The following is a 12,176-nucleotide window of genomic DNA, read 5'->3' on the forward strand; positions in this document are numbered from 1 at the left end:
CGCCCCTCAAAATCGAATTCCCGGAAACCTTGCCCGTGTCGGGCAAACGCGACGAAATCATGGATGCTATTCGCCAGCATCAGGTCGTCATCGTCTGTGGGGAAACCGGGTCGGGCAAAACCACGCAGCTCCCCAAGATCGCCTTGGCGATGGGCCGGGGCAAGCTCAACTACCCAGAAGGCCAGCGCGGCAAGCTGATCGGGCACACGCAGCCACGCCGTATTGCCGCCTCATCGGTGGCCAAACGCATTGCCGAAGAGCTGAAGACGCCGCTGGGCGATGTGGTGGGCTTCAAGGTGCGGTTTCAGGACCGTCTCTCCAAGGACGCTTCCGTCAAGCTGATGACGGACGGCATCTTGCTGGCCGAGACGCAGACCGACCCGCTGCTGAACAACTACGACACCATCATCATCGACGAGGCGCACGAACGTTCGTTGAACATCGATTTTTTGCTGGGTTACCTGCGCCAGATACTGCCGCGCAGGCCAGACCTGAAGATCATCGTCACCTCGGCCACGATTGATGCACAGCGTTTTGCGGACCACTTCGCAAGCAAGAAGGGCCCTGCACCCGTGATCATGGTGTCTGGTCGCATGTTCCCGGTGGAGCAGCGTTACAGGCCATTCGAGGAAAGCCGCGAATACGACCTGAACAACGCGATTGCCGATGGCGTGGACGAGCTGTGGCGTGATCCGCACAACCAAGGGGACATCCTGGTCTTCCTGCCCGGTGAGCGCGAGATCCGTGAGGCGGCAGACCATTTGCGCAAACACCTCAGCCATAGCCCGGTGATGCGCAATGCCGAAGTGCTGCCGCTGTTTGCGAGGCTGAGCCCGGCCGAGCAGGACCGTATTTTTGACGGCCACACCGGGCGGCGCATTGTGCTGGCGACCAATGTGGCCGAAACATCGCTCACGGTTCCAGGCACAAGATACGTCATTGATGCAGGTACAGCGCGCGTGAAGCGCTACAGTTTTCGTAGCAAGGTGGAGCAGTTGCTGGTCGAACCGATCAGCCAAAGCTCGGCGAATCAGCGCGCCGGGCGCTGCGGTCGGGTTGCCAACGGCATTTGCATTCGCCTGTACGACCAAAAGGACTTTGACGGACGGCCGCGTTTTACAGATCCCGAAATCCTGCGCAGCTCGCTGGCGGGCGTCATCCTGCGGATGAAGTCGCTGCATCTGGGCATCGTCGAGGACTTTCCGTTTCTGGAGCGTCCATCGGGCCGCGCAATTGCGGACGGTTACCAGTTGCTCAATGAGCTGGGCGCGGTGGACGAAGCGAATGAGCTGACACAGCTTGGCGGCGAGTTGTCGAAGTTGCCGCTGGACCCGCGCGTGGGCCGCATGCTGCTGGAGGCGCGTTCACGCGAAGCGCTGGACGAGGCGCTGGTGATTGCTTCGGCCCTGAGCGTTCAGGACGTGCGCGACCGACCGATGGAAGCGCAGCAGCAGGCCGATGCAGCGCACCAGAAGTTTGATGATGAGAAGAGCGAGTTCACGGGGTATCTGAAACTGTGGAAGTGGATCCACGATGCGCGGGGCGAAAAGTCCGTTACCGCGACGACGGGAACAACGGGCCAGCACAAGCTGACCAACCGCCAGTACGAACAGCTGCTGCGCCAGAACTTCGTCAACATGCGCCGCGTGCGCGAATGGAAAGACATTCACAGCCAATTGCACACAGTGGTTGCCGAGCACAAATGGCGCTTGAACACCACGCCCGCCAGCTACGAGCAGTTGCACCTGTCTATGCTGTCCGGCCTGCTAGGCAACATCGGCTGCAAGCTGGAAGAAGGGCAAAACGGCGAGTACCTGGGTGCGCGCAGCATCAAGTTCTTTGCGCACCCCGGCGCGCACCTGACCAAGAAGCCGGGCAAATGGATCGTCGCAAGCGAACTGGTAGAAACCACGCGCTTGTTTGGCCGCGGCATTGCGCATATCGAACCGCAGTGGCTCGAAAACGTGGGCGGGCATTTACTCAAAAAGCAATTGCTCGATCCGCACTGGGAAAAGAAGGCCGCCGAGGTGGTTGCGCTGGAGCGGGCCACGCTGTACGGCATCGTGGTCTACAGCGGACGCAAGGTGAACTATGGCCGTGTCGATATGCATGGCGCGCGGGAAATCTTTATCCGCGAAGCGCTGGTCGGCAAGGAGTGGGAAACCACTTTGCCGTTCCTGGCTGCGAACCAGAAGCTGATCAAGCAGGTCGAAGACCTGGAGCACAAGGCGCGGCGCCAGGACGTGCTGGTGGACGACGAGCTGATCTATGCGTTCTACGACCAGCAACTGCCCGCCGACGTGTGCAGCGGCTACAGCTTTGAGCGCTGGTACCGCGAAGAGGTCAAGAAGCAGCCGGACTTGCTGAAACTGACCCGTGAAGAGCTGATGCGCCATGAGGCGGCCGGCATTACCACCGCCTCGTTCCCGAAGACGATCCGCCTGGGTGGCGTGGACTGCGCCGCCACCTACCTGCACGAGCCTGGCGACGCACGCGACGGCTTGACGGTGACCGTGCCGCTGTTTGTGCTGAACCAGGTCAACGACGAGCGCTGCGAATGGCTGGTGCCGGGCATGCTCAAAGACAAGGTGCAGGCCTTGCTCAAGACGCTGCACCAGCGCCCGCGTTCGCGGCTAGTTCCGTTGCCGGAGACCGCCACTAAATTTGCTGAAGCTTTGAATGCGCCCGAGAAATTTGGTGCGGGTGGATTGGTGGAGGCCGTGCTCAAGCTGGTGCGCGAGGCGACGTCGGTTGACGTTGTCAAAGCAGATATCAAGGTCGACATGCTCAGCCCGCATTTCTTCATGAACTTCCGCGTGGTGGACGAGCATGGCCGCCAACTGGGGCATGGGCGCAATCTGGGCGCACTGAAGGCCGAACTGGGCAGCCAGGCGCGCGGCGCTTTCCAGGCGCTGGCCAGTCTGAAGCTTGCTCAAAACGCCTCCGTTCGGGCTGAGCCTGTCGAAGCCCTTCGACAAGCTCAGGGTGAACGGAGTTTGGAGTCAAATCGGCCTGCAGCCGCCGTACCACCTGCGCAAGAAGCTCCTAAAAACGTAGCAAATGCAGCACCCAAGGCCGCGCCCCAGAGCAATACGCCGAGCATTCTGGATGGCCGGTTCACCGCCTGGACCTTTGGCGAACTGCCCGAGCTGCTGGAAATCCGCAAGGGTGGACAGACGCTGATTGGTTTCCCTGCACTGATCGACGCGGGCGATGCGGTGACGGTGGAAGTGTTTGACGAACCCGAAGTCGCCGCCGCCAAACACCGCGCCGGCCTGCGCCGCCTGTTTGCGATCCAGATCAAGGACGCGCTGAAGTACCTGGAGAAGAACATCCCCGATCTGCAGAAGATGGCCGTGGCCTACATGAACGTGGGCAAGGCCGACAACGGCAGTGGCGGCGGCACGATCGAAGAGCTGCGCGAGCAGATCATCGCCGTGGCGCTGGACCGTGCCTTTCTGCTGGACCCGCTGCCCACCGATGAGTTCGCTTTCAAACGCCGCATCGAGGAAGGGCGCGGACGCCTGACCCTGATCGCCAACGAGGTGGCGCGCATGGCTAGCACCATCCTGCTGGAGTTTGCAACCGCCGCGCGCAAGATCAAGGACACCAAGAATGCCGTGGACGCCACCACCGACGCGCAGCAACAACTCAACCGGCTGATCCCCAAGAAGTTTTTGCAAGCCACGCCGTGGGACCGTCTGCAGCATCTGGCCCGTTATCTGAAAGCCATCACGCTGCGCCTGGAAAAATACCGCGCCGACCCGGCCCGCGATGCGGCCCGCCTGACCGAGCTGCGTCCGCAGGAGCAGCGCTACTGGCGCCTGGTGGCGGAGCGCAAGGGCGCGGTGGACGAGCGCATGACCGAGTTCCGCTGGCTGCTGGAGGAGCTGCGCGTCAGCTTTTTTGCCCAGGAGCTGCGCACGCCGCAGCCCGTCAGTGTGAAGCGGCTGGAAAAAGCATGGGCACAGCTGTCAAGCTAACCAACGATTCAGGAGGAGGGTGAATGAACGCAGAACCGCAGCCATTGCACACAGAGGCAGGCCCGGAAAATACCAGCGAACCGATCGGTGAGGTGGACGCGCAGCCTGCCGCAGCGGTCAACGCGGAAGCCGTGCCAAGCCTGTCACTATGGGTCTGGATACGCGAGGGCCTGCGCACTGCCGCGCTGCTGCAACCCCAAACAGGCCGCAGTGCACCCACGCCCTGGCAATTGCTGTTGCTGCTGGTACTGGCGTCCGCCCTGCAAACCGGGCTGTCTCGGTTCGAAGTGGACGGTGCGGCACAGTTTTCGCTGGCGGGTTGGCTGTACCCGTGGTGCATCACCAGCTTTTTGGTTTTCATGGTCTGGGCGGCATGCACGGTGGGCCGGCGCGCGTCAGATCCACCGCAGCCCGTGGCCGCATGGCTGGGCCTGTGGACCGTGGCCAGTCTGCCGCTCAGCCTGCTGGGTATCCTGATGGGCGCGTTGGCGGTGCATGCGTGGCTGCCGGACTGGTGGTACAGCGGGGCCTGGGCTGCATGGGCACTCTATGGGCTGATGTGGGTGTGGCTGATTGCGATCCTGGTGCGGGTCACGCTGACGGTGGTCGCCTCAGGCATGGCGCGCGCAGGTCTGGTCGCTGGTTTGGTACTGCTGCAGGCCTTTGCGACCTGGCAGGTCAATGACAGCCGCCCCTGGCAGGCTGATTACGCTACGCAGGCACAGAACGAAACGCCCACCCTGAAACTCAGCCAGTTGGTGTTTGAAAACCAGCAGGTCTTGTTGGACAAAGGCTTGGAGGCGCTCAGACCCGGCACGCCCGGGCGGGTGAATGTGTTTGGACTCGTGTTTGCACCCTATGCGCAAGATGTATTTTTGCGTGAGTCCGGCATGGTGGCCGGTGTGCTGCAGGACCGGTTTGACGCCAAGGGCCGGGTGCTGCAACTGGTCAACCACCCCGGCGCGACAGAAACCATTCCCTGGGCCACCAACCAGAACCTGGAAGACGCGATAACCGCCATGGCCAAGGTGATGGACCGTGAGCGCGATGTGCTGGTTCTCTACCTGACCTCGCACGGTGGCTCAGACTTTCGCCTGGCCGCGTCTCACTGGCCGCTGGAGGTGGATGAGCTCACGCCGCAGATGCTGCGCAAGATGCTGGACAACGCAGGCATACGCAACCGGGTGATTGCCGTATCGGCCTGTTACTCAGGTGGCTGGATAGAACCATTGGCCTCGGATACCACACTGGCCATGACCGCTGCAGACGCCACCCACACATCGTACGGCTGTGGCAAAAAATCGGAGCTCACCTTCTTTGGCCGTGCCATGTTTGACGAGCAGTTGCGCAAGACGCATTCGTTCGAGCAGGCGTTCCAGAACGCCGTGCCCGTCATTGCCCAGCGCGAAGTTGAAGGCAAGAAAACCGACGGTTTTTCCAACCCGCAGATATCCGTAGGTGCCGGCATACGGCCGGTGCTGCTGCAACTGGAAAAAGCCCTGGAGCCTCCTGCCAAGTAAGCCCCTGCGCTGCCACTACACTGTGGCAAAGAAGAGGAGACAGCTATGGCCCAAGTCGCCACAGAAGGCGTGGTATTCCCTACCGCCTCCGACGGATCACGCAGCACCACCCGCACGGGCGCTGAAATCCTGGCAGCCGCCTTGCGGCCGCTGGACCCGGACCAGGCGGACGCGGCCCTGCGTGAGAACCACTGGCGCCGTACCTACCCCACCTACTTCCGCACATTGGTGCAAGGCGCCTTGCCCTCGGCAGAACTGGTGTTGGCCAGTGCGCGTGCAGGTCTGGACGCCGCCTGGAGCAGCATGCGCTGGGAGCAGGAGAGGCAGCAGATGTCCCTGCACAACGGACTGGCCACCCATACTCCGCATTTCCAGACCCTGAGCCTGCGTGGCAAGGGCGACGCGGCCGTCACGCCATGGACGGTGCCGCTGGATGGTGAACAACTCAGCGGCGAGCGCCTGCGCATGAAAATTGCCGACTGGCTGGCGCGCGGCATCATCGAACCGTCGGCGGCCAGCGCGCTGGAGCGCTGCCTTGCGCACCCCGAATGGTTTGACCTGTCCGACCGCACCATGGTGCTGCTGGGCGCTGGCAGTGAGGCCGGGCCACTGCGCTGGCTGACCCGCTGGCGCGCCAACGTGGTGGCGGTGGACATCAACCGCCCCGAAGTCTGGCAACGCATTGCCGACATTGCCTTGGCGGGCAACGGCACGCTGCAGATTCCGCTGCGCAACGGCAACGGTGTGGTCAGCACCGACGACTGGATGGCCCGCGCGGGTGCCAACCTGATCACCGAGGCACCCGGCATTGCTGCGTGGATCACCGGGTTTTCCGGCCCGCTGGATGTGGCTTCGCTGGCCTATCTGGATGGCGAGCGCCATGTGCGTGTAGCCATGGGCATGGACATGGTGGTGCAGGCTGCTTGCGTGGCCAATCCGCATACCACACTGGCTTTTCTGGCCACCCCCACCGACATGTTTGCCGTGGCACGCGAAACGGCGCAGGCCGCCATGGATGCCTACAAAGAGCGGCCACTGACCAGCCGCACGCTGCAAAGCTCATTGCACCTGGCCACTGGCGACCGCTTTTTCCAGCCGAATATCGAAGAGTTCGTGCGTGGCCCCAACGGCGTGCAGTACGGCGTGGCCGACAGCATGGTGATCGAGCAGGGGCCGAACTATGCGCTGGCCAAACGCCTGCAGCAGTGGCGCGCGCTGATTGCGCGGGCGGCGGGCCACCGCGTGTCGCTGAACGTGGCGCCCAGTACCACCACGGTATCGGTCACCAAAAACCCGCTGTTGGCTGCCGGTTTTGCCGGGGCCAGCAGTTTTGGCCTGGAGGTGTTTGAGCCCGAAACCACCAACGCCCTGATGGCCGCCCTGTGGGTACACGACCTGCGCAGCGACCAGTCCGCCGCCAACCCGGCCCGGCCCCTGGCGCACCCACTGGAGCTGTTTATGGACAACGCCTGCCACGGCGGGCTGTGGCGCAGCGCCTATCTGCCACGCTCGGCCCTGCCCATGGCGGCGGCGCTGGGCTGGGTGCGCAAGCGTTTTACGGCCTGAGGCGCTCAACACGTGTTGGACTACAGACTGCGCGCGCCCCAGGCCGCGGACTATGCCGCCATCACATCCTGGGTGCCAGACGCGGCAGCCTGTTTGCGCTGGGCCGGGCCGCGCATGTCTTTTCCGTTCGCTGCGGCAGACCTGCCGACATTGCTGACCATGGAGTCCAGCCACAGCTATTGCCTGGCGCGGGGAGATGCACTGGCGGTAGGGTTTGGACAGCATTGGGTCAACCGTCCCGGTGCGGTGCATGTGGGGCGTATTCTGGTATCGCCCCAGGTGCGTGGGCAGGGACTGGGCCGGGTGCTGGTGGAGCAATTGTTGGCGCGCGCCTTGCAAGTGAGCGGCGTCGATACGGTTACCCTGCGTGTGTACCGGGACAATGGGGCGGCGCTGGCGCTGTACACCAGCTTGGGTTTTGCACAGGTTACAGCCGAGTCCAATGCAGAAATGTTCTTTATGCAGCGCTAGTGCTGCGGGTGTTATCCGTCACAATCCAGCCGAATAGGACAGGGAGAAAGTTCTGATGAGTAACTTGGTCAATGGCTTGAATCGGGAGACGTTTGACATCAACCAGACGGTCTTTCGGACGGGGGACTATGGCGACGCAGCCTACGTCATCGAAAAAGGCTGTGTGGAAGTGTTGGTGGGGGCGGACGATGCGCCCAAACGCGTTGCCATGCTGACCGAAGGCGCCATGTTTGGGGAAGTCGCCCTGCTGGACCGCCAACCGCGCACCGCCACGGTGCGCACGCTGCTGCCCACCAGTCTGGTGCGTATTGACCGTGCCCATGTGGAGGAGTTGCTGGTGCGTGCCGACCCGGTCATCCAGTACCTGTTGCGCCTGATGCTGGAGCGTTTTCGCAATTCCAGCGGGGGTGTTGCCAATGCCGAAATCCAGGCGGCCCGCGCAGCCGCGATATCGCAACCCGGTATGGACCTGCACTCTGCCGCCGTGCATACGCTGTCGCTGGCACATGACCTGTCGGACGGCATAACCCATAACCAATTGGCTCTGTACTACCAGCCCATCATCCTGTTGCACAGCAATGCGCTGGTCGGGTTTGAGGCGCTGGTGCGCTGGGAACATCCCAAGCTGGGCCTGATCAGTCCGGACGAGTTCATCCCGTTGGCCGAAAAAACCGGTTTGATCCACAAGGTGGGTGAATGGGTGCTGCAACGCGCCATTTCCGATTGGAAACACTTGCGCGGCCTGTGTGTCAGCGACACGCAGCACCTGCCATTTCTGAGCGTCAACCTGTCTGCGCCCGAGCTGTCCGGCGCCGGCATGGCACAAACTGTACAAAACCACCTGGCCGCACAGCAGATGCCGCCACACGAGCTGCGCATCGAACTGACCGAGACGGTCATCGTGAGCAGCCTGGCCGCGGTATCCCACACCATCAACGCCTTGCGGGCTCTGGGCATCGGCATTGCGCTGGACGACTTTGGCACCGGTTACGCCGGGCTGGACTACCTGCAGACGCTGCCGTTCTCCAGCATCAAGATCGACAAGGCGTTTGTCGCGCAAATGCACACGGCCGAGCGCAGCTTCCAGATCGTCAAGTCAGCGCTCGAACTGTCACGCCAGTTGGGCCTGACCACGGTGGCCGAGGGCATTGAAGACCTGGCTACCGCTGCTGCGCTGAAGGAGATGGGCTGTACCTACGGGCAAGGGTATTACTTTGCCAAACCCAAGCCCCTGCAGGCGGTGCAGGATTGGGCGAAGACCTTTAAAGGTTAACGCGGCACCACGCGCAGTAAGCGGCCCTGCGGGTTGTCGGTCAGCAGATAGAGCCAGCCGTCCGGCCCTTGGCGCACGTCGCGGATGCGCTCGCCCAGGTCGTCCAGCAGCTTGTTTTCCCGCACCACCTTGCCCTGGAAAGGTTGCGCCAGTTCGATACGGTTGAGGTAGCCAAACTTGAGCGAGCCCACCATCAGGTTTCCCACCCAGTCCTTGCCATACCGCGTGCTGGTGACAAAGGCCATGCCCGAGGGAGCGATGGAGGGCACCCAGTAGTGCAGCGGTTGCTCCAGCCCGCTTTTGCTGCTCAGGCCATCCCCAATCTTGCCGCCACCGTAGTTCTCGCCATAGGTGATCACGGGCCAGCCGTAGTTGCGGCCTTTTTGCGGCAGGTTGATTTCGTCACCGCCCTGCGGGCCGTGTTCATGGGCCCACAGCGTGCCGTCGGGGGCTAGCGTGGCGCCTTGCGGGTTGCGGTGGCCCAGGCTCCATATCTCGGGCAGGGCGCCCGCGGTGCCCACAAATGGGTTGTCTGGCGGGATGCTGCCGTCCTTGTGGATACGAATGATCTTGCCGTGGTGGTTGTCCAGCTTTTGTGCATCGTCCTTGCGGCTGAAACGGTCGCCCAGCGTCAGATAAAGCGTGCCGTCGGGCTGGCCCGCCTTGCGCCCCTCCACGATGCGGCAGCCAAAGTGGGCCGAGCTGTTGACCTTGGGTTTCTGGCTGAACAGTATGCGGACATTGCCCAGTGCGCGCAAGTCGCCGGACAGTGTGGCGCTGGCCAGCGCGGTACTGTTGCCACCACCACTGGCGGCGGGTTCGGAGAAACAGAAGTACAGCGTGCGGTTGCGGGCGAAGTCCTGGTCAGTCACCACGTCCAGCAAACCGCCTTGGCCACCGGCGGCCACTGCGGGCAGGTTTTGCAGGGGCGGGCTCAGCGTGCCGTTGGCGTCCACCACCCGCAGGCGGCCGGGGCGCTCGGTCACCAAAAAACGGCCTTCGGGCAGGAAGGCCACGGCCCATGGGTTTTGCAGGCCGCTGGCGATAGTTTCGGTGCGTACGGCTTGTGCAGATGCGCTATGAAGGGTGAGCGCACCGAGTGCCGCCATCACCCAGGATTTCAAGCATTTCATGGCTCTAGCCCTTATGGATAGTGCGCAAGCCGCTCCTGAATTTATAGCGACTGCAGGCGTTTCAAGGCGTTGTGCAGGGTCTCGTCCTGCTTGGCGAAACAGAAACGTACCACACGCTGGTCAAACCCTTCACCGTAAAAGGCGGATAGCGGGATGGCGGCCACGCCCACTTCGCGGGTGAGCCACTGGCAGAAGTCGGCCTCGTTCAGGTCGCTCACCTCCGAGATGTCCACGCACTGGAAGTAGCTGCCCTCAGACGGCAGCAGCTTGAAGCGGGTGTTCTGCAAGCCAGCGCGAAACAGGTCGCGCCTTCGCTGGTAGAAGGCTGGCAGGTCCTGATACGGCGCGGGGTTGGCCAGATAGCGGGCCAGCCCGTACTGCACCGGCGTGTTGACGGTGAACACATTGAACTGGTGCACCTTGCGGAACTCGGCCATCAGCGGGGCGGGCGCGACCACGGTGCCCACTTTCCAGCCGGTGACATGGAAGGTCTTGCCAAAGCTGGAGACCACGAAGGCGCGCGCAGCCAGCCCGGGAAAGCGCGACGCACTTTCATGCTGCGCGCCGTCGAACACCATGTGTTCGTAGACCTCGTCACTGATCAGCAGGATATTGGTGGGGGCCAGCAGGTCCTGCAGCGCCAGCATGTCGGCACGCGACCAGACGGTGGCGCTGGGGTTGTGCGGCGTGTTGATGAGGATGGCGCGGGTGCGCGGCGTGATGGCAGCGCTGATCTTGGCAAAGTCGGGGCGGAAGGTGCCTGGCGTCAGGGGCACCCGCACGGCCACGCCACCGGCCAGTTCGATATTGGGCACATAACTGTCGTAGCAGGGCTCCAGCACGATCACTTCATCGCCCGGGTGGACGATGGCCAGGATGGCGGTGATGATGGCCTGTGTGGCCCCGGCTGTGATGGTAATTTCGTCTGCAGCCCCATACTGGTGTGCGTGAAGCGCTTCTATTTTGGTAGCAACGGCCTCGCGCAGTGCAGGCACACCTGGCATGGGCGGGTACTGGTTGTGCCCTGCCTGCATGGCCTGGGTGACCTGGTCCACCAGAGCCGGGTCACAGGCAAAGTCCGGGAAACCCTGGCCCAGGTTGACGGCCTTGTGTTCTGCAGCCAGCGCCGACATGACGGTGAAGATGGTGGTGCCAACCGCAGGCAGGCGGCTGGTGATGGAGGGAGTGGGAAAGGTGGTCATGCAATCACGCGATGAAGGAGATGAATGTCTTTAACGGCAGCTTGAAGGGGAGTCACAACTCGTAGTCGTTGACATGCCCGTCCATGGCTTTGGCGATCAGGTTGCGGTTCAGGCGGGTGCTCAGCAGCTCGGCAAAGGTGTAGACAAAGTTGCGCAGGTAGGCGCTGCGTTTGAAGGCCACACGTGCCACGTTCTGGCCAAACAGCACGCCGGCAGGGCGCACCACCAGGCCGCCCTTGCCGCCGTTGTTCTCGCAGTCGTCCTGCACGTCACGCACCGCCATCTCGGCGGCGATGCCCACACCCAGACCCAGGCGCACATAGGTCTTGATCACGTCGGAATCGATAGCTTCGAGCGCAATGCGTGGTTCCAGCTTCTTGGCGGCAAAGGCCAGGTCGATCTTGGTGCGTCCGGTGAACGACGGGTGGTAGGTGATGAGGGGCTCCAGCGCCACGTCTTCCAGGGTGATACGTTCCTTCTGCGCCAACGGGTGGTCCACGGGCAACACCAGCATGTGTTGCCACTCGTAGCAGGGCAGGGTGACCAGCTCGGAGTAGGCGGCCAGCGATTCGGTGGCAATGCCGATTTCGGCCACTTCGTCGATCAGCATGCGGGCCACCTGGTCGGGCGCGCCCTGGTGCAGGCTGATATTGACCTTGGGATACGCGGTGCGCAATGCGGCCACTTTTTCGGGCAGCACATAGCGGGCTTGCGTGTGGGTGGTGGCGATGGACAGGGTGCCACTGTCTTCTGCACTGTACTGCTCGCCAATGCGCTTGAGGTTACCGACCTCGCGCATGATCAGTTCAATGCTTTTGAGTACGTGCTGGCCGGGCTCGGTGATGCGTTTGAGGCGTTTGCCGTGGCGCGCAAAAATGTCGATGCCCAGCTCTTCTTCCAGTTCGATGATGGCCTTGGAAACGCCAGGCTGCGAGGTGTGCAGCGCCTTGGCGGCCTCGGTCAGATTGAGGTTGCGGCGCGCGGCTTCCTGGACGAAGCGAAACTGGTGGAGGTTCATATCTAATTTC

8 protein-coding genes are annotated in these 12,176 nt (G+C 62.7%); 5 read left to right on the top strand and 3 right to left on the bottom strand.

The genetic code is table 11. From position 1 onward, the window contains the following. Positions 1-59 precede the first annotated feature (59 nt). Genes hrpA through RS694_RS10040 form a run of 5 tightly spaced genes read left to right on the top strand, consistent with a single transcriptional unit; the run spans position 60 to position 8,813 of the window. Positions 60-3,983: an ATP-dependent RNA helicase HrpA gene (gene hrpA / locus RS694_RS10020; RefSeq protein WP_241464213.1), complete on the top strand. Its 3,924-nt coding sequence runs from the start codon at positions 60-62 to the stop codon at positions 3,981-3,983. A 23-nt stretch (positions 3,984-4,006) separates the two neighbouring features. After that, the gene (locus RS694_RS10025) at positions 4,007-5,503 is read left to right on the top strand and encodes a C13 family peptidase (protein WP_081708725.1); all 1,497 of its coding nucleotides are present in this window, start codon (positions 4,007-4,009) and stop codon (positions 5,501-5,503) included. A 45-nt stretch (positions 5,504-5,548) separates the two neighbouring features. Continuing rightward, positions 5,549-7,069, top strand: a complete 1,521-nt coding sequence (locus RS694_RS10030; protein ID WP_029709562.1) for a hypothetical protein — start codon at positions 5,549-5,551, stop codon at positions 7,067-7,069. Between the two features lie 12 nt (positions 7,070-7,081). Next, a complete protein-coding gene (locus RS694_RS10035; protein ID WP_051392128.1) occupies positions 7,082-7,540 on the top strand; it encodes a GNAT family N-acetyltransferase in 459 nt (152 codons plus the stop codon). Positions 7,541-7,595: 55 nt separating this feature from the next. Next, the gene (locus RS694_RS10040) at positions 7,596-8,813 is read left to right on the top strand and encodes an EAL domain-containing protein (RefSeq protein ID WP_029709560.1); all 1,218 of its coding nucleotides are present in this window, start codon (positions 7,596-7,598) and stop codon (positions 8,811-8,813) included. Here the strand turns inward: RS694_RS10040 and RS694_RS10045 are convergent. The 3 genes from RS694_RS10045 to RS694_RS10055 form a co-directional block, all read right to left on the bottom strand. Then, complete coding sequence (locus tag RS694_RS10045; protein WP_051392126.1) at positions 8,810-9,922, bottom strand: PQQ-dependent sugar dehydrogenase; 1,113 nt, start codon at positions 9,920-9,922, stop codon at positions 8,810-8,812. The genes RS694_RS10040 and RS694_RS10045 overlap by 4 nt on opposite strands. A 65-nt stretch (positions 9,923-9,987) precedes the next feature. Further along, positions 9,988-11,148, bottom strand: coding sequence for a pyridoxal phosphate-dependent aminotransferase (locus RS694_RS10050; RefSeq protein ID WP_029709558.1), 1,161 nt, complete (start codon positions 11,146-11,148; stop codon positions 9,988-9,990). Between the two features lie 52 nt (positions 11,149-11,200). Next, complete coding sequence (locus RS694_RS10055; RefSeq protein WP_029709557.1) at positions 11,201-12,166, bottom strand: CysB family HTH-type transcriptional regulator; 966 nt, start codon at positions 12,164-12,166, stop codon at positions 11,201-11,203. Between the last annotated feature and the right edge of the window lie 10 nt (positions 12,167-12,176).

The organism is Rhodoferax saidenbachensis (assembly GCF_001955715.1).
GTDB classification, from domain to species: domain Bacteria; phylum Pseudomonadota; class Gammaproteobacteria; order Burkholderiales; family Burkholderiaceae_C; genus Allorhodoferax; species Allorhodoferax saidenbachensis.